The sequence below is a fragment of the Streptomyces sp. NPDC048671 genome (genome assembly GCF_055587045.1).
The window spans coordinates 88,880-106,201 of sequence record NZ_JBVJHB010000019.1 but is presented as its reverse complement, the minus strand read 5'-3'; the positions used below and the strand labels follow the sequence as shown (position 1 = coordinate 106,201).

The window sequence follows — 17,322 nt, the reverse complement described above, 5'->3', positions numbered from 1 at the left end:
CAGAGAATTTTCAACGATAGAAAAATTGGGCGGCCCAGGGCCGCCCAACATGGCGGCGGGCCCCCGCGATCGGTCGCGGGGGCCCGCCGTCCGGTGACCGCGCGCTACCGCGGCAGCCCCGAGGGGCTCGTGGCCCAGGAAGTGTTCGCCTTCGCGGAGAGGCGGAAGGCCAGCGTGCCGCCCCTCGCGAGCAGGCTCGCGTCCGTCCACGAGCGGTCGCTCCGCCTGCCGTTGACCGTCACCGCGTCGATGTACGCGTGCGTGGCCTCGGCGGCCGGGGCGGTGATCGTGATGTCCCTGCCGTGCGGGCGGTCGATGACGGCCCTCGGGAACAGCGGGGCACCCAGCAGCATGGCGCCGCCGCCCGGGGACTGCGGGTACAGTCCCAGCGCGGAGAAGACGTACCAGGCGGACATGGTGCCCAGGTCGTCGTTACCGGGCAGACCGCTCGGGCCCGTGCCGTAGACCGTGTTCAGGATCTCGCGGACGGTCGCCTGGGTCTTCCACGGCTGCCCGAGCGCGTTGTAGAGCCAAGGGGCGTGGATTCCAGGCTCGTTGGTCGGGTCGTAGCGCACGGAGTCGCCGCCCTTCACCGACCAGGAGCCGTCCGCCTTGTGGAAGAAGCCGTCGAGGCGCTGCGCCGCGACGTCCCGGCCGCCCATCGCATCGGCCAGCCCCTGGACGTCCTGCGGAACCATCCAGGTGTACGTGGCGCTGGTGCCCTGCGCGAAGCCGAGTTCGCTGCCCGGAGCGAACGGGGAGACCCAGGAGCCGTCGAGGTCGCGCGCCTGGATGTAGCCGTTGGTCCCGGCCCCGTCGGTGGCCGCCGCGTTGAACACGTTGCGCCACCAGCCGCCGCGCTCCTTGAACGCCTCGGCCTCCTTGTCGCGGCCGAGCAGTGCGGCCCAGCGGCCGAGCGCGTCGTCGGCGACCGCGTCCTCCAGGGTCTCGGCGGCGCCGCCCCAGCAGTGGCAGACGTCCTGCGGGGCGTAGTGGGACTCCAGGTACTGGGCCAGATTGGGCCGCTGGCCGGTGCACTGGCCCGGACAGCCGGCGTCCGAGAGACCGTCGTCGACGGGGACGGTCGCCTGGCGTGCCAGCGACTCGTAGGCGCCCTCGTAGTCGAAGTTCCGTACCCCCATGGCGTAGAACGTGGCGAGGGTGGCCGCGGTGGGGTCACCGGTCATGACGTGGGTGGCGCCGTTGATGTGCACCCAGCGGTCCCACACGCCGCCGTTCTGCCGGGCGAAGTTGTAGAGCGACTGGGCGAAGTCCCCGGCGATCTCCGGTTTGAGCAGGGCCAGCAGCTGTATCTGCGCCCGGTACTGGTCCCAGCCGGAGAAGTTGCTGTACTGCGCGCCCTGTCCACGCTCCACCCGGTGCGGTGCGCCGTCCATGCCCGGGTAGCGGCCGTCGGTGTCGCTGATCACGTTGGGCTGCATCAGGGAGTGGTACAGCGCGGTGTAGAAGGTGGTGCGCTGCGCCTCGGTGCCGCCGCCCGTGCGTACGGAGTTCAGCTCCCGGTCCCAGGTCCGGCTCGCGGCGGCCGCCACGTCGTCCACCCCGGCGTGCGGGGCGATCTCGGTGCGCAGGTTGGCCTCGGCGCCGGCCTGGCTGACGTAGGAGATGCCGATCCGCATGTGGACATCGTTGTCGGAGGCGGTGTCGAAGCCGACCCAGCCACCCGATCCGCGGCCGGCCCGGTCCGCTCCGGTGGCGTAGCCCTCGCCGCCGCTGCCGGTGGTCGAGCCCGGAGCGAGTGTGCCGTCCTTCCAGGTGCCGGTGGTGGAGAAGGCGCGGTCGAAGGAGGCGGTGAAGTAGAGCCGGTAGTAGCTCTTGCGGTTGTTGGTACCGCCGTTGGCCCGCCGTCCGCAGAACGCGCCGGTGAGGACCGAGCCGGTGACCTTGCGGTGCGCGGGGTCGATCTCGACCTGGGCGTCCTCGCTGCCGTTGAGCGAGTTCGAGACCCGGAAGAGGAGATTGGCGGGTTTCCCGGCCGGGAAGGCGAAGTCGGCCACACCCGCGCGACGGCTCACGGCGAGGTCGGCCTTGGCTCCGGAGTCCAGGCCGACGGTGTAGCGGCCCGGGACGGCGCGCTCGTCGTCGTGCGAGAAGTCCGCGGCGTAGACGGCGTCCTTGGTGTCGGCCGACGGAGACGAGGTGACGTCCCCGACGAACGGCATGATCGGGATGTCACCGGCCGCGCCCGGGTCGCACCCGGCGCCGTTGACGTGGGTGAGGCTCAGCCCGCGCAGCCGGGTGGTGTCGTACTGGTACCCGTTCGCGGCGCCGGTGCCCGTCTGGTCGCCCTTGGTGCTCGTGGGCGACCAGGCGATCATGCCGTTAGGGAGGGTGGCGCCGGGAAAGGTGTTGCCGCCGTTGGCGCTGCCGATCAGCGGGTCCACATAGGCGGTGGGGCGGGCGGTGGGGGTCGCGGCCTCGGCGGCCGGGGGCAGGACTGCGGCGGCGAGCGCGCCGGTGACGAGCACGGCGGCTGTTCGCGCGGCGAGGCGCCGGGCCGCGGGCAACGGTCTGGTGGGCATGTCGCGGTACCTTCCAGGGAGTTCGGACAACGTTGTCTTCGTCCGGGGTCCGGCCGTGGACAACGTTGATCGATTCGCGGCCGAGCGTAGATCCCCCCGGCGCCGGGGGGAATGCCTCGGCCGTCATCCCTGGTGAATGTGCGGTGAACGGACGCCGCGGCCACCCCTCCCCGTACGTGCCCGACGCGCGCCGGGAACACGGAGAGGGCGGATGGCCGCGGGTGCGGTCAGATCGCGTAGCCGTACTGCTCGGGGGCGCCCACCGTGCCGCTCAGCTCGCGCGCCGCGTACCGCGCCCACGACGGGCTGCGCAGCAGTTCGCGGCCGAGGAGGACGGCGTCCGCGCGGCCCTCGGTGAGGATCTTCTCGGCCTGCTGGGGATCGGTGATCAGGCCCACGGCCGCGACGGGCAGACCGGTCTCCCGCTTCACGCGCTCGGCGAAGGGGACCTGGTAGCCGGGCCCGGTCGCGATGCGGGCGCGGGGGGCGTTCCCGCCGGTGGAGACGTCCAGCAGGTCCACTCCGTGGTCCCGGAGTTCGCCGGCCAGCCGCACGGTCTCGTCGGCGGTCCAGCCCTCGCGCTCGTCCTCGGCGTTCTCGGTGAGCCAGTCCGTCGCGGAGACGCGGAAGAGGACGGGCAGATCCTCGGGCCACACCTCCCGTACGGCGTCGACGACCTGGAGTGCGAACCGGACGCGGTTCTCGTAGCTGCCGCCGTACGCGTCGGTGCGCTTGTTGCTGTGCGGGGAGAGGAACTGCCCGATGAGGTAGCCGTGCGCACCGTGCACCTCCGCCACCTCGAAGCCCGCGTCGAGCGCGCGGCGCGCGGCCTCGCGGAAGTCGGCGACGACGCCCTGGATCTCGTCGGCGGTCAGCTCGTGCGGCACGGGGTGGCCGGTGTCGAACGGCAGCGGGCTGGGCGCGACGGGGGTCCAGCCGTACGCGTCGGGGCCGACCGGGCCGCCGCCGGTCCAGGGGGCGGCGGTCGATCCTTTGCGCCCGGCGTGCGCCAGCTGGATTCCGACGGCCGAGCCCTGCGCCTTGACGAAGTCGGTGATCCGGCGGAACGCCGCGACCTGCGTGTCGTTCCAGATGCCGAGGTCGGCCGGGCTGATCCGGCCCTCGGGGCTGACGGCCGTCGCCTCGGTGAGGATGAGCCCGGTGCCACCGGTGGCGCGGGCCGCGAGATGGGCGAAGTGCCAGTCGGTGGGCACGCCCGCTTCGGGCCCCACCGGCTGGGCGCTGTACTGGCACATCGGTGCCATCCACACCCGGTTGGGCACGACAAGCGACCTCAGGGTGATGGGCTCGAAAAGGGCACTCACGACGGACTCCGTTTCGCCGGGTACGGAAGGATCGCTAGTACGATACCTCCCGTACTACGACGCCCGTCAAATTACGATGCCTCCCGTACAAGAGCCACGGACCCCGCCCCGTCCCCGTCCCCTCAGGTCAGCGGGTGGGACGTCCGGCCGGACTCCTCGTCGATCTCGTCGTGGGCCTTGGTCAGCAGCTTCATCGCCAGTTCGTTCAGCGCGCGGGCACCCGCGATCTCCTCGCCCACCCGGGGCTGTCCGGAGTCCGAGGGGTGCCGGCTGGCATAGCCGTGCGCGCGTACCTCGCTCCCGTCGGAGAGCCGCACCAGAGCGGCGGCGCGGGTGCGGTGGGTGTCCTCCTCGAATTCCAGCTCGATGTGCCATCCGACAACGGTCTGCGTCATGCTGCTCACCTCCGGAGCCTCTGCCTCCAGGGTGCGCCCCTTCGGCCGGCGATGCGCGGCGGATCAGTGCGCCTGACGCCCGCGGCGGCGCAGTGTGATGCGGGCGTCCGCGTCGTACAGCTGGTTCCAGCTGCGTCCGGCGCCCGACTTCCAGGTGACGTGGACGGTGGCCCCGTCCGTCCTGACCCCGTCCACCGTCATCGCACGGTCGCCGTCGCGTACGTCTCCGCGGCGCAGCTCGTCCGCCCTGACCGTGACGGGGTCCGCCGAGCGCGCGCTCTCGACCTCGTCCGCCGCGAGGCCGAGTGCGGCGGCCAGTTCGCGGGCCCGGTCGGGGGTGCAGATCAGCGAGAGCTCTCCCGACGGTGTGCCGAGCCTGATCTCGACCCCCGCGCCGACCGGGGTCACCTCCAGGTGTCCGGCCGGCGCACCGCTGTCCTCGTTCGCGCTGTTCATTCGCTCTGGCCCTCCAGAATTTGAGCACACGCACACCGGCGGCGGCGATGTGGTGCACCGTACTGGTGATGTCGACGTTGCCCGAGGTGTGACGGGCCCACCGCCGGAGAGCTGTCGAAAGTTTCGTGGACCTCCCCGCACGTCCAGCGGGGAGGTCCACGAACAGGGGGTACGGGCCCGCGGGCGAGGCCGGTCAGTACGCGGCGGGCTCGACCGAGGTGCCGCAGACGAGCCGCCGCCGATGGTCGACGGTCCGCTCGGGCCCGGTGAGCCGCAGCCGCACCGTCCGGCGCACGCCGGTGGCCGCACTGGACGTGGCGAGCCGCAGTTCGAGCTCGCCGGGCTCGACGACGCGGCGGCCGCCGATGCCGGTGAAAGACGCCAGGTCCGCGTGGAAGCGGAACCGGACCCTGGCTGCCGCCCCGGCGGCGAGCGGCACCCGTGCGTAGCCGATCAGCCGGGCCTGGGGGCGCGTCGTCTGGGCGACCGGGTCGTGGACGTACAGCTGCACCACCTCGGCGCCCTCGCGGTCACCGGTGTTGCGGACCGTGAGTTCGATGTCGGCCGAGCCGTCGGTGGGGATCTCGGCCGGGGCCGGACCGCCCGGCTCCCAGTCGAAGGAGGTGTAGGACATGCCGTGCCCGAAGGGGTAGAGCGGCGTCGGGTCCAGATTGCTGACCCCGCTCGCCAGCCCCAGCGGCGGCTGCAGATACGTCCACGGCTGACCGCCCGGACCCTTCGGTACGCCGACCGGCAGCCGGCCGGAGGGATTGACCCGGCCGGAGAGCACCCCGGCCAGCGCCGGACCGCCCTCCTCGCCGGGGAAGAAGGCCTGCACGACGGCGGCCGCCCGGTCCGCCCATCGCCCCAGCGCGTACGGGCGGCCGGTCAGCAGCACCAGGATCACCGGGGTGCCGCCGGCCAGCAGGGCGTCCAGCAGCTCGCCCTGGACACCGGGCAGCGAGAGGTCGGCCGCGTCGCAGCCCTCACCGGAGGTGCCGCGGCCGAAGAGACCGGCCCGGTCACCGAGGACGGCGACACACACATCGGCGTTCCCGGCCAGCCGGACGGCATCCGCAAACCCGGACGTGTCCGTACCGTCCACCTCGCAGCCCGCGGCGAATTCGACGCCCGCGCCCGGGAATTCACCGCGCAGCGACTCCAGCACGGTCGGCACGTCGATCCCCATCGCGGTCTCGGGGTGCGAGACGCCGACATGGCTGGGGAAGGAGTAGCAGCCGAGCATGGCCAGCGCGTCGTCGGCGCGCGGTCCGACCACCGCGATCCGGCCGGTGCCGCGCAGCGGCAGCGCGCCACCGGGGTTGGCGAGCAGCACACAGGCCTGCTCGGCCAGTTCCCGGGCCACTGCCCGGTTCTCCGGCGGGTCGAGGTCGACGGTGTCCCGGGCCCGCTCGGGGTCCGCGCCGCGCAGGGCGGTGGGAAGCGGCGACCAGTCGGGGTCGAGCAGGCCGAGTTCGCACTTCTGCAGCAGTACGCGGTGCAGGGCCCGGTCGACGAGTTCCTCGGCCACGGTTCCGTCCCGTACGGCGGCGACGAGGGCGTCGCCGTAGCTGCGGACGGTGGGCAGTTCCACGTCGACCCCGGCGCCCAGGGCGAGCCGGGCGGCGTCCGCGCGGTCGGCGGCGACCTTGTGGAGGGTCTCCAGGAAGCCGATGCCGAAGTAGTCGGCGACTACGGTCCCGGTGAACCCCCAGGTGTCCCGGAGCAGTTCGGTGAGCAGGACGGGGTCGGCCGCCGAGGGCACTCCGTCGACCTCCGCGTAGGAGGACATCACCGAGCGGGCACCGCCCTCGCGCAGCGCCATCTCGAAGGGCGGGAGGGTCACATCGGCCATTTCGCGGGCCCCGGCCCTGACCGGCGCGAGATTGCGGGCTCCGGCGGATGCCGCGTACCCGGCGAAGTGCTTGAGGGTGGCGACGATGCCGGCGGACTCCAGTCCGCGGACGTACGCCGCGCCGATGGTCCCGACGAGGTAGGGGTCCTCGCCGATGGTCTCCTCGACGCGGCCCCAGCGCAGGTCGCGCGCCACGTCCAGGACGGGCGCCAGCCCCTGGTGGACACCGACGGAGCGCATGTCGCGGCCGATCCGGTGGGCCATCTCGGTGACCAGTTCCGGGTTCCAGGCCGCGCCCCACGACAGCGGCACGGGGTAGGCGGTGGCGCCCCAGGCGGTGAAGCCGGCCAGGCACTCCTCGTGCGCGAGGGCCGGGATGCCGAACCGTCCGGCCCCGGCGATCCGGCGCTGGGCGCGGGCCAGGGCGAGCGCCCCGACCCCGGCGTCCACGGGGGCGGTGCCGAAGGGCCGGGTGAGCTGGCCGAGGCCGCGGGTGGTGAGCTCGTCCCAGTCGACCGGGTCGACCATGTCGTTCTGGTGCGGTGCGACCCCGTCGCCGTCGGCGTCGGCGCCCACCCAGATTCCGTACAGCTGGGCGGCCTTCTCCTCCAGGGTCATCCGGGGGACCAGGTCGGCCACCCGTGCCTGCGGGGTGAGCGAGGGGTCGCGCCAGGGACCGTCGGCGGCCGGGGCCGCCTCGGTGCGGCGGGCGTGCGGGACAGCGGGGATTGCCATGGGGGCAGGGGTTCCTCTCTTGAGTGCGGTGGTGCGGGGCGGCGTGGGTGCGTTACTTGCCGCCCACCCCCATCAGTCCGTTGACCAGCGCCCTGCGCGCCACGAGGTACACGGCGAAGATGGGCACGACGGAGAGCACGATCGCCGCCAGTACGGCGGGGATGTTCACTCCGAACTGGGACATGAAGTTGAAGAGACCGAGCGTCAGGACGCGCTGCTCCTCCGACTGGGTGAGGATCAGCGGGAAGAGGAATCCGTTCCAGGCCTGCAGCGCCGAGAAGATCGCCACGGTGCTGATGCCGGCCTTGGACATCGGGATGGCGAGCTGCCACAGCATGCGCAGGGGTGTGGCGCCGTCGAGCGCCATCGCCTCGTACATCTCCTCGGAGACGTCCCGCATGGTGCCGCTCAGGACCAGCACGGCCACCGGCATCGCGAAGGCCGCGGTCGGCAGGATGATCGCGGGCAGGGTGTCGTAGAGGCCCATCTTGCCGATCAGCAGGTACAGCGGCACGATCACGGCCTGCGCCGGGATGGCCACGCCGAGCAGGAAGGTCCGGAAGGCGAGCGAGGAGAGCCGGCTGCGGGTGCGCACCGCGACATAGGCGACGGGCACCGAGAGGACCAGCACGATCGCCACGGTGGAGGCGGCGACGATCGCGGTGTTGCCCAGCAGTGTGAAGAAGCCGCTGTGCAGCACGGTGTTGTAGTTGTCCAGCGTCGGGTCGGCCGGGAACGCCAGCGGATCGCCGCTCAGCGCCTCGTCCTGGTGCATCAGCGACGAGGAGACCAGCGTGTACAGCGGTACGACGACGATGACGAGCCAGACCAGCGAGCCGAGGCCGGCCAGCGGGTTACCCCACTTCCTGCGCCGGCGGGCGGCCCTGCCCCCGGCCCGGAACGCGGGCGCCGTGGGCGGCGCCGCCCGACGAGTGTCGACTGACATGGCGTCACATACCTTCCCGCGTCGACCGCATGGTGCCGAAGCCGCTGAAGCGCACCAGAATCAGTGACAGACCGGTGGCGACGACCACCAGGGCCGTGGCGATGGCCGCGGCGTAGCCGAGGTCGTAGGTCTGGAAGCCGGTGCGGTACATCAGGTAGGGCAGGATCGTGGTGTCCGTGCCCGGACCGCCCTTGGTCATGATCAGCACGGTGTCGAAGTACGTCAGCGAGCCGACGATCATCAGGACCGACGAGGTCGTGATGGTGTTGCGCAGCTGCGGCAGGGTGATGTGGAAGAACTGCCGCAGCATCCCGGCGCCGTCGATGGCGGCCGCCTGGTAGAGCACCTCCGGGATCTGCCGGGCGCCGCCCTGGTAGATCAGGGTGTGGAACGGCATGAACTGCCAGCCGCCGACGAAGGCCACGGTGAGCAGGGCGCCGGTGGACGTGCCCATGATGTTGGGGTCGATGCCGAACCAGGGGCCGATCTGCTTGATCACACCGAAGTTGGGGTCGAGCAGCGCGTGGAAGAGCATGGCGATGGCGGTGGTGGAGAGCAGCAGCGGGATGAAGAAGATCGCGGAGAGGAACGTCCGGCTGCGCTGCCTGCCGGCCGCCCAGACGCCCAGCAGCAGCGCCACCGGGGTCTGGAAGGCCCAGCTGACGGTGGTGAGCACCAGGCTCAGCCAGGCGGCCTGACGGAACTCGTGGTCCTTGAACAGCCGGGTCCAGTTGTCCATGCCGACCGGGGCCGGGGAGTTCAGCCCGTCCCAGTTGCAGAAGGACAGGTAGACGGCGATCGCCAGCGGGACGATCGCGAAGACGCCGAAGAAGAGGATGCCGGGCAGGGCCCAGCCGACCGGCGGGCGGCCGACGTTGCCGGCGGCCGCCTTCCTTCCTCCACGCACCTTGGTGTACGGAGAGACGTGGGACATCGTTACTTGACGGCCTTCATCGCGGCGACGAACTGCTCGGGGGTCGACTTTCCGGCGAACAGCTTGCTGATCTCGGTGAGCAGCGGGTTGGCTATCCGCGACTCCAGTGCCTGGTCCCAGGAGAGCGTGAAGCTCGGTGCCTTCTGGACCATCGTGTACTGGTCGTGCGCGAACTGCGGGTTGGGCGAGGAGTCCAGCATCGAGGCGGCGTTCGACGTGGTCGGGATGTCGCCGTTGTCGACCAGGGCCTTGCTGTAGGACTTGGCGGACATGGTCTTCAGGAACGCTATGGCCGCGTCCTTGTGCTTGGTCCGGGTGTTGACGGACCAGTAGTTGGTGGGGTTGCCGACCACGTCCGCGGCGTCACCCACGCCGCCGGCCACGGTCGGGAAGGTGCTCCAGCCGAGGTCCTTCTTCGCGAACGCGGGTGCCTTGCCGAGCTGGGTCGAGTACTCCCACGAACCCATCAGGTGCATGGCGGCCTTGCCCTTGTTGAGCAGGGTGGGGGCGCCCCCGTAGCCGTAGTCGACGGAGTTGAAGTTCTTGCCGAACGCGCCGCCGTCGACGAGTTCCTTGACCGTCTTCGCCGCCTTGAGGACGGCGGGGTCGCCCCAGCCGGAGCTGTCGCCTGCCTGGATCCCGCGGAAGACCTCGGGGCCGCCGATCCGGTCGAGGAGGTACTCCATCCACATCAGCTCGGGCCATTTGTCGGAGCCGCCGAGGGCGAACGGTGTGATGCCCTTGCCCTTGAAGGTGGTGATGGCCTTCTGCATGTCCTCCCAGGTCCTGGGGGGCTGGAGCTTGTTCCGCGCGAAGAGGGTCTTGTTGTAGAAGAGCATCACGGGCTGCATGCCGCGCATCGGGATGCCGTACATCTTCCCGTCGAGGCTGCCCGCGGCGAGGATCGACGGAAGGAAGCCGTCCTTGAGCGTGGTGTCGTTCTTGATCGTCGACGTGAGGTCGACCACCTGGCCGGCCTCCACGTACGGCTTGATGGAGCCGCCGCCCCAGTTGTAGAAGATGTCGGGGGCGCTCGGGGAGCCCATGGCGCTGCGGAGCTTGTTGACGTATTCGGTGCCGGGTACGGAGACGAGCTTGACCTTGACGTCGGAGGTCTTGTTGAACTCCTTGACCGCCGCTTCCTGGATCTTCGCGGCGTCGTCCCCGTAGACGTAGGCGGTGAGGGTTCCGCCGCCGCCCCCGCCGCCCCCGCCGGCGCCGTCCGATCCGCATCCGGCCAGCAGGCCGGCCATGACCATGGCGGCACCGGCCGCGGTCCATCTCGCCGTACGTGTGCACTGAGTGAAAATACCCGACCGCATGACCGCACCTCTGTCGAATGTTTCGGTGAGACTTACGAATGTTGCCGGAACGGTACGGTCGGGTTTCGGGTGCGTCAAGGGGCCGGGGAGCGGTATTTACTCCCTCCTGACCCAGCCGCCCGCCGGGGCCGCAGGGAGCTACGATCCCCTTATGAGCCCCGCAAACGTCCAGTCACATCAGGAGAATGCGCCTGCCGGCGAATCGTCGGAAGGCACCGCCACGCTGGCGGAAATCGCCCGAGCGGCCGGAGTCTCGGCTCCGACAGTTTCGAAGGTGCTGAACGGGCGCGCCGATGTCGCCCCGGGTACCCGCACCAAGGTGGAGGAGCTGCTGCTGCTGCACGGCTACCGCCGCAGACGCGGCTCCACCACCCAGTCCCGGCTAATCGATCTGGTCTTCCACGAGCTGGACAGCGCCTGGGCCATGGAGGTCGTGCGCGGGGTGGAGAACGTCGCCAGGGAGGAAGGGCTGAGCCTGGTCCTCTCGGAGAGCGCGGGCCGGCTCACCCCTGGGCAGACCTGGGTGGACGGGGTGCTGGCCCGCCGGCCGGTCGGGGTGATCCTGGTGCTCTCGGACCTCAGCGCCGCCCAGCGCGCCCAGCTGACCAGCCGCAGCATCCCCTACGCGGTCGTCGACCCGGCGGGCGATCCCGGCGACGACGTGCCCTCGGTCGGGACGACGAACTGGCAGGGCGGGCTGGCCGCCACCCGCCATCTCACCGCGCTCGGGCACCGGCGGATCGGGGTCATCAGCGGCCCGTCCCGGATGATGTGCAGCCGGGCCCGGGTGGACGGCTACCGCGCCGCCCTGGAGACCGCAGGCCTGCCGATCGATCCCGCGCTGATCCGCGAGGGCGAGTTCCAGCACGAGGCGGGATACACCGCGGGCCTCGATCTGCTGCGGCAGGCCGACCGGCCGACCGCGGTCTTCGCCGGGAACGACCTACAGGCGCTCGGCGTGTACGAGGCGGCGCGGGAGCTGGGCCTGCGCATCCCCGAGGACCTCAGCGTCGTCGGCTTCGACGACCTGCCGCTCACCCGGTGGATCGGACCGCCGCTGACCACGGTGCGCCAGCCGCTCATAGAGATGGCCGAGACCGCGGCCCGCCTGGTGATCGACCTGGGCCGGGGCCGGCAGCCGGCGACGACCCGGGTCGACCTGGCCACCAATCTGGTGGTGCGCAGCAGCACGGCCGCGCCCCGCCGCTGACGGAGGCCGTCGCGGGGCGGGGGCCGTCGCTTCGGCCCGGCCGGGGGCACGCCACCGTCACCGTCACCGTCACCGTCACCGTCACCGTCACCGACGGCAACGACGCGTCGGCTCACACTTCCCCTCGCACACCGCACCGCACCGCACCGGGCACGGCAGCGGAAGCGGCGGTGTCCCGCGCTCTCCTGCGCGCCGCTGTCAGTGGCCGGGTGCAGACTGACCGGTATCCGGCACAACGGCGTTTCGGGAGGTTCGGTCATGACCGATGTTCTGCTCACCGTGGGTACCCGCAAGGGACTCTTCATCGGCCGCAGGCACGATGGTGCGTGGAAGTTCGACGGTCCGCATTTCAATGCGCAGGCGATCTACTCGGTCGCCATCGACACCCGCGCGGAGGTCCCCCGGCTGCTGGTCGGCGGCGACAGCGCGCACTGGGGGCCTTCCGTCTTCCACTCCGACGACCTGGGCGCCACCTGGGTCGAGCCCAGACGGCCGGCCGTGAAGTTCCCGGAGTTCACCGGAGCGTCGCTGGAGCGGGTCTGGCAGTTGCACCCGGCGGGCCCGGAGGCCCCCGACGTGGTGTACGCGGGCACCGAGCCGGCCGCGCTGTTCCGGTCACGGGACAACGGCGAGTCGTTCGAGCTGGTCCGCCCGCTCTGGGAGCATCCGACGCGTTCGAAATGGGTGCCGGGCGGGGGCGGCGAGGGGCTGCACACGGTCCTGACCGACGAACGGGACGCGCGGGCGGTGACGGTCGCGGTCTCCACCGCCGGGGTGTTCAGGACCGCGGACGGCGGTGAGAGCTGGACCCCGGCCAACAAGGGGGTGTCGGCCGTCTTCCTGCCGGACCCGAACCCGGAGTTCGGCCAGTGCGTGCACAAGGTCAGCCGGGACGCGGTCGATCCCGACCGGCTCTACCTCCAGAACCACTGGGGCGTCTTCCGCAGCGACGACGCCGGGAGCAACTGGACGGACATCGGCGAGGGGCTGCCCTCCGACTTCGGCTTCGCCGTGGCCGCGCATCCGCACCGGGCGGACACGGCGTACGTCTTCCCCATCAACGCCGACGCCGACCGGGTACCGGCCGAGCACCGCTGCCGGGTCTTCCGGACCCGCGACGCCGGCGACAGCTGGGAGCCCCTGTCCGCGGGACTCCCAGAGGGGGCTCATTACGGCACGGTGCTGCGCGACGCGCTCTGTACGGACGACGCCGATCCGGCGGGGGTCTACTTCGGCAACCGCAACGGCGAGGTCTACGCGAGCGCGGACGACGGCGACAGCTGGCAGCAGCTCATCTCGCACCTGCCGGATGTCCTGTGCGTCCGGGCGGCGGCCACGGGCGGTTGATCCATACCGTCGTATCAGCAGTAGAGTGCCGCCCGTGGCAGCACGACCTCTGAAAGAAATCATCGAGCCCGGCTGGGCGCAGGCCCTTGAGCCCGTGGCCGAACGCATCGCGGCGATGGGCGGCTTCCTGCGCGAGGAGATCGCCGCGGGACGCACCTATCTGCCCTCGGGCGCGAACGTCCTGCGGGCGTTCCAGCAACCCTTCGACCAGGTACGGGTCCTGATCGTCGGTCAGGACCCCTACCCGACACCGGGGCACGCGGTGGGGCTGAGCTTCTCCGTCGCGCCCGACGTCCAACCGGTGCCCGGCAGCCTGGAGAACATCTTCCGGGAACTCCACTCGGACCTGGGGCTTCCACGCCCCTCCAACGGTGATCTGACGCCGTGGGCCGAGCAGGGTGTACTGCTGCTCAACAGGGCCCTGACCACCGCGCCCCGCCGGCCCGCCGCGCATCGCGGCAAGGGCTGGGAGGAGGTGACCCAGCAGGCGATCTCGGCGCTGGTCGCGCGGGGCACCCCGCTGGTGTCGGTCCTGTGGGGCCGCGACGCCCGCAATCTGCGCCCGTCGCTGGGGGATTTCCCGGCGATCGAGTCCTCGCACCCCTCCCCCATGTCGGCGGACCGCGGGTTCTTCGGTTCCCGGCCGTTCAGCCGGACCAACGAGCTGCTGGAGCGTCAGGGCGCCCAGCCGGTCGACTGGCGACTGCCGTGACGGCTGAACCCGACGGGGACGGCCCGGCGGCGGCCGGCGCCCCCGGACGGCCGGACCACGCCGGGGAGTACGTCCGCGGCGAGTATGTCCTCGGGGTGGACTCGGGTGGTTCCGGACTGCGGGTGGCCCTGGGCGCCGTGGGCTCGGACGCCCCCCTGGCCACGGCGGCCTGTGCCGGACCGGTGCGGACCGGGCCCTCCGGTATCGACGCCGCTCACCTGCTGGAGCAACTGCTGCCCACCGCCGGGGAACTGCTCGCGCGGCACGGCGACGGAGGCCGGATCGCCGCCGCGGCGATCGGCGCTGCCGGTATGGCCACCCTCGGCGACCAGCTGCGGTCCGAACTGCCCGCCGCCCTGGCGGACGCGCTCGGTGTGCGACGGCTGGCGCTCGCCGCCGACGCCGTGACCGCGTACGCCGGAGCGGTCGGCCAGCGGCCCGGCGCGGTGGTCGCGGGCGGCACCGGCCTGATCGCCCTCGGCACGGATCTGACGCGGTGGCGGCGGGCCGACGGCTGGGGCCATCTGCTGGGCGACAGCGGTGGCGGTGCCTGGATCGGCCGGGCCGGTCTCGATGCGGCGATGCGCGCCCACGACGGGCGGCGCGGCGGATCCCCGGCACTGCTCGCCCGGCTGGAGGCGGTGTTCGGCCCGGCGCCCGAACTGCCCGGCCTGCTCTATCCGCGTACCGACCGGCCCGCGGTCCTGGCCTCGTTCGCTCCCGAGGTGGCCGCCTGCGCGGCACACGACCCCGTCGCCGAAGGCATTCTCCGCGACGCCGCCGGACATATCGCGCAGGCGGCCGCCGCCGTGTGCCCGAAGGCCGGAGCGGACGGCGAGGAGTACGAAGTGGCGCTGACGGGTGGCTTGTTCCGGATGGGCGACCCGTTGCTCGTACCGCTGCGCGAGGAGCTGTCCCGGCAGCTGCCGCAGGCACGGGCGGTCCCCGGTTCGGGTGATCCGCTGATCGGCTCCCTGCGCATCGCGCAGGCGCTGGCCACCGGCGGTCTGCTCCTGCCGCACCATCCGACACTGCTCTGCATTCCGTTGTCCGGACCGGATTGACGGCCCGACGGAGGGGTGACAGAGCAGGGCAGTTGACCGGTAAGCGACTCATCGGATAAATGCGGACAGACAACGCTCGACCGGACCCTCCCCGCGCAGCGGGGTACCCAAAACCAGTAGCATGCGGCGCCATGAGCACCCCCACTGGGCCCGCTTCCGGCCTGCCTGTACGAATGCCGCGACCTCGCCAGTCCGGACGGCACCGCCGCCCGGAGCCCGTGGTCGCACCTGAGGGCGCTGCCGCGCTCGTTCTCGCCGTTCCCGGTACCCCCTCTTCGGCCAGCCGCAGTCTGGCCGAAGAGGTGATCAGTATTGCCCGCTCCGAGCTGCCCGGTCTGAACGCCCTGATCGGTTACCTCGACGGTGACGATGCCGAGTACCCGACTCTTGCCTCCGCGCTCGCGCACTCCGCCGCCGAGCGCATCGCGCGCTTCGAACAGGCGACGGCCGCCGGTCGTGAGGTCACTGCGCCCGAGGGTCCGGCCGCCGTCGTGGTGCCGCTGCTCGCGGGACCGGACAACGCCCTTGTGCAGCGGATACGCCAATCGATCACGGAGAGCCAGGCACCGGCCGAGCTGACCGATGTCCTCGGCCCGCACCCGCTCCTCGCCGAGGCGCTGCACGTCCGCCTCTCCGAGGCCGGTCTCGCCCGTGCGGACCGGGCGAGGCTCTTCACGGTGGCCACGGCCGCCGACGGAATCGTGCTGGCCACGGTGGGCGGCGAGGAGGCCGTGCAGGCCGCCGGGATCACCGGCATGCTGCTGGCCGCGCGGCTCGCGGTGCCGGTGATGGCCGCCGCACTCGATGTCGAGGGTTCGGTCGCGTCGATCGCCGCGCAGCTCAAGGACTCCGGCTCGCTCCAGCTGGCGGTCGCGCCGTACCTGGTGGGTCCCGAGGTGGCCGAGGGGCTGCTGGACTCCGCCGTCAAGGAGGCGGGCTGCGCGGCGGCCGAGCCGCTCGGCGCCTACCCGGCGATCGGCAAGCTGGTGATGTCGATGTACACCTCGGCGCTCGGCATCGCTCCCCCGGTGGCGCAGGGGGCACAGGCGCTCTGAATCCGTTCCGGGTGCGTTCTGCGTCGTGGGGGGGGGGGGGGGGGGGGGGGGGGGGGGGGGGGCGGGCCGCCCCGGGGGGCGGGGGGGCCGGGGGGGGGGGGGGGGGGGGGGGGGGGGGGGGGCCGGGGGGCCGCCCCCCCCCCCCCCCCCGGGGCCCCGCCCCGTGACGGACGCGGGTGGCGCCCCGTTCGGTTCGCCACCTGCGCGTACGGACCCCTCAGGCTCGGTTCGCCATCCGCGCGTACGAACCCCTCAGGCGAAGATCACGCAGGAGGCCGCAGGAGCCTCCAGGGAGCCTTCCTGGGCCGGGATACCGGTCTCCGGGTCCACGGCGAACCAGGCGACGTTCCCGGACCGCTCATTGGCCGCGTAGAGCCGTCGCCCGGCCGGGTCGAGGGCGAGGTCGCGCGGCCAGTGCCCGCCGCAGCCCACCGTGGTGACCAGGGACGCCTTCTCGCCCGTGGCGTCGAGGCCGATCACCGAGATGCTGTCGTGCCCCCGGTTGGCCACCCAGAGGAACCGGCCGTCGTGCGAGACGACGACCTCGGACGCGTAGCTCGCCGCGGCGGTGTCCCCGGTCGCCTCCGCGGGCAGTACCGACGTCTCGTCGACCGTTTCGAGCACCCCTGCCACGGCGTCCCACCGGCACACGGTGACCGTGGGTTCGAGCTCGTTCAGCACATAGGCGTGCGCGCCGTCGGGGTGGAAGGCGAGATGGCGCGGACCGGTGCCGGGCCGCAGCACCGTCTCACCGTGCGGACGCAGCTCCCCGGTGTCCGGGTCGAGTGCGCAGACCCGTACCGAGTCGGTTCCGAGGTCGACGCTCAGCACCCAGTTCCCCGAGGGGTCGGGGAGGACCTGGTGGGCGTGCGGGCCTTCCTGGCGGCCGGCGTCCGGCCCGCTTCCCTCGTGCTTGAGCACGCTGACGACGGGGCCGAGTGAGCCGTCCGCACGGACGGGCAGCACGGTGACGCTGCCGGAGCCGTAGTTGGCGGTGAGCAGCCGGCCTCCCGCGAGTGCGAGGTGCGTGGGGCTGTCGCCGTCCACCGGCCGCATTTCGCCGAGCGGCCGCGGCACGTCGTGGGTGATGTCGAGGGCCGCGGCCGCGCCCGGCTCGGTCTCGCTGACCGCGTACAGGACCGCGCCGCCGGGGCCGCTGCCCCGGCCCAGCACCAGGTACGAGGGGTCGGGAACGGCATCCGTCGCGCCGAGGACGGTGAGCGCCCCGGTGTCCTGGTCCACGGCGGCGGCGGTGACTCCCCGCCCGCCCGCCGAGGTGAACGACCCGATGAATGCCCGTCCGGCACCGTTGCTGCTGACCACCGCACTGCCTTTCTCCGCCGAGTGACCACGACAGTGGGGACCGTCGCGATCTTCCGCGGCGACCGTAGCAGTGCGCCAGTTGGTCCGGACCAAAGGGTGC

At 72.1% G+C, this 17,322-nt stretch carries 14 protein-coding genes; 5 read left to right on the top strand and 9 right to left on the bottom strand.

Annotation, left to right across the window (positions count from 1 at the left end):
- Positions 1-104 precede the first annotated feature (104 nt).
- The 8 genes from ACZ6S6_RS32380 to ACZ6S6_RS32345 form a co-directional block, all read right to left on the bottom strand.
- Positions 105-2,543 (bottom strand): GH92 family glycosyl hydrolase, encoded by a 2,439-nt coding sequence (locus tag ACZ6S6_RS32380; RefSeq protein ID WP_469708411.1) that lies wholly within the window; start codon positions 2,541-2,543, stop codon positions 105-107.
- A 227-nt stretch (positions 2,544-2,770) separates the two neighbouring features.
- Positions 2,771-3,868 (bottom strand): NADH:flavin oxidoreductase/NADH oxidase, encoded by a 1,098-nt coding sequence (locus tag ACZ6S6_RS32375; RefSeq protein WP_469708409.1) that lies wholly within the window; start codon positions 3,866-3,868, stop codon positions 2,771-2,773.
- A gap of 122 nt (positions 3,869-3,990) precedes the next feature.
- A complete protein-coding gene (locus tag ACZ6S6_RS32370) occupies positions 3,991-4,263 on the bottom strand; it encodes a DUF1876 domain-containing protein (protein WP_362964692.1) in 273 nt (90 codons plus the stop codon).
- A gap of 63 nt (positions 4,264-4,326) precedes the next feature.
- Entirely contained in the window at positions 4,327-4,719 is a 393-nt protein-coding gene (locus ACZ6S6_RS32365; RefSeq protein WP_469708407.1) for a hypothetical protein, read from the bottom strand.
- A gap of 193 nt (positions 4,720-4,912) precedes the next feature.
- Positions 4,913-7,309 (bottom strand): beta-xylosidase/alpha-l-arabinosidase, encoded by a 2,397-nt coding sequence (locus ACZ6S6_RS32360; RefSeq protein ID WP_469708405.1) that lies wholly within the window; start codon positions 7,307-7,309, stop codon positions 4,913-4,915.
- 52 nt (positions 7,310-7,361) lie between these two features.
- Entirely contained in the window at positions 7,362-8,255 is an 894-nt protein-coding gene (locus ACZ6S6_RS32355) for a carbohydrate ABC transporter permease (protein ID WP_362964698.1), read from the bottom strand.
- Between the two features lie 4 nt (positions 8,256-8,259).
- Entirely contained in the window at positions 8,260-9,189 is a 930-nt protein-coding gene (locus ACZ6S6_RS32350) for a carbohydrate ABC transporter permease (RefSeq protein WP_362964700.1), read from the bottom strand.
- Between the two features lie 2 nt (positions 9,190-9,191).
- A complete protein-coding gene (locus ACZ6S6_RS32345) occupies positions 9,192-10,448 on the bottom strand; it encodes an extracellular solute-binding protein (protein ID WP_469708459.1) in 1,257 nt (418 codons plus the stop codon).
- A 214-nt stretch (positions 10,449-10,662) separates the two neighbouring features.
- Between ACZ6S6_RS32345 and ACZ6S6_RS32340 the strand changes: the two genes are divergently transcribed.
- The 5 genes from ACZ6S6_RS32340 (at position 10,663) to ACZ6S6_RS32320 (ending at position 15,899) form a co-directional block, all read left to right on the top strand.
- Positions 10,663-11,721, top strand: a complete 1,059-nt coding sequence (locus ACZ6S6_RS32340) for a LacI family DNA-binding transcriptional regulator (protein WP_362964702.1) — start codon at positions 10,663-10,665, stop codon at positions 11,719-11,721.
- A 258-nt stretch (positions 11,722-11,979) separates the two neighbouring features.
- Complete coding sequence (locus ACZ6S6_RS32335) at positions 11,980-13,068, top strand: WD40/YVTN/BNR-like repeat-containing protein (RefSeq protein ID WP_362964704.1); 1,089 nt, start codon at positions 11,980-11,982, stop codon at positions 13,066-13,068.
- A gap of 34 nt (positions 13,069-13,102) precedes the next feature.
- Complete coding sequence (locus ACZ6S6_RS32330) at positions 13,103-13,780, top strand: uracil-DNA glycosylase (protein ID WP_469708403.1); 678 nt, start codon at positions 13,103-13,105, stop codon at positions 13,778-13,780.
- A 95-nt stretch (positions 13,781-13,875) separates the two neighbouring features.
- The gene (locus tag ACZ6S6_RS32325; RefSeq protein WP_469708458.1) at positions 13,876-14,844 is read left to right on the top strand and encodes an N-acetylglucosamine kinase; all 969 of its coding nucleotides are present in this window, start codon (positions 13,876-13,878) and stop codon (positions 14,842-14,844) included.
- Positions 14,845-14,975: 131 nt separating this feature from the next.
- The gene (locus ACZ6S6_RS32320; RefSeq protein ID WP_362964708.1) at positions 14,976-15,899 is read left to right on the top strand and encodes a sirohydrochlorin chelatase; all 924 of its coding nucleotides are present in this window, start codon (positions 14,976-14,978) and stop codon (positions 15,897-15,899) included.
- A 252-nt stretch (positions 15,900-16,151) separates the two neighbouring features.
- Here the strand turns inward: ACZ6S6_RS32320 and ACZ6S6_RS32315 are convergent, their stop codons facing one another.
- Complete coding sequence (locus ACZ6S6_RS32315; RefSeq protein ID WP_469708401.1) at positions 16,152-17,222, bottom strand: lactonase family protein; 1,071 nt, start codon at positions 17,220-17,222, stop codon at positions 16,152-16,154.
- Between the last annotated feature and the right edge of the window lie 100 nt (positions 17,223-17,322).